1 protein-coding gene is annotated in these 1,000 nt (G+C 63.8%); it reads left to right on the top strand.

The window, feature by feature from the left end:
• Window positions 1-14: 14 nt before the first annotated feature.
• On the top strand, window positions 15-1,000 hold a 986-nt coding region (locus Q8S38_RS16075), incomplete at its 3' end, for a hypothetical protein (protein ID WP_305681393.1).

Genomic DNA, 1,000 nt, shown 5'->3' with positions numbered 1-1,000 from the left:
TTGGCACGGGTGGGGTGTCGTCGATCTTCAACCTGAAGGCTTCGAACACGGTCAACCTGCGAACCGGGCTGCGGAACGTCATCAACCAGACCGCAGACGCTGCAATCGTCGCGCAGGGGGACAGCACGGATCGTGCTAAGGGCGCCGGCCTCGGAACGGATTTCCAGAACGGCTGGTTGCCGCAACTGGCGCGACTTCTGCGGTCCAACGGCTTCGTGCCCTATGCCACATGGGACAGTCTGATCGGCACGGGTAATATGATCCCCGGCGACGATCGATGGGCGTCCACCGGGACGACGACCACGCCCGCCAGCATCGGGGGATCCATGTGGCAGGCCGACGCCAGCGGCGAGGGGCTGACCTTCACGCCGGTAGAGCCTAAGAACGCCTATGGCCTGCTGCACTTCGATAACAATTCGATGCGGTTCAATGCCCGCGTCAACGCCGAGACGCCTCTGGTGGTGGACGGCACGACTGGCACGCGCTTTGCGCTGCTGACGACGACTTCTCCCGGGCCGCACGTCATCACGATCGCCTGGGAGGCCTCGGCGGTCCGGTTCATGGGCATCGATGCCTATGACAGCGCCGTCAAGCAGTTGAAGTTCTGGAATGCCAGCGTCTCGGGCGCGCGGCTGGAAGCCTTCTTCAACGAGACGCAGCAATACGCCGCCGGCTCTATGAGCAAGTTCCTGTCGGGCGTGGCGTGTTGCGCTATCGGCGGGTGCGGCAAGAATGAGATGCGCATCCCGAAGACGACCGACCCTGATGTCTTCACGACCCCGGCCGAGTATGCGACGAACCTCGCCACCTGGGTCGACAATTGGCGGTTCAGTGGAACGTGCGACCCGTTGCTGCACACGCCGGTCCCCGATGCCGATGACGGTTCGTTCGCCTACCCGCTGTCCGACTACATCGCCAAGATCTACGAGGTTGCGCTGGTGAAGGACGTGCCGGTCGTGCGCGTGAATGAGGCGCTGGGCGGAAGCTGGGCGATCGGCAA

The sequence above is a fragment of the Allobosea sp. genome (assembly GCF_030695125.1).
In the GTDB taxonomy this organism is placed as follows: Bacteria; Pseudomonadota; Alphaproteobacteria; order Rhizobiales; family Beijerinckiaceae; genus Allobosea.
This window is presented reverse-complemented; position numbering and strand designations above follow the sequence as displayed.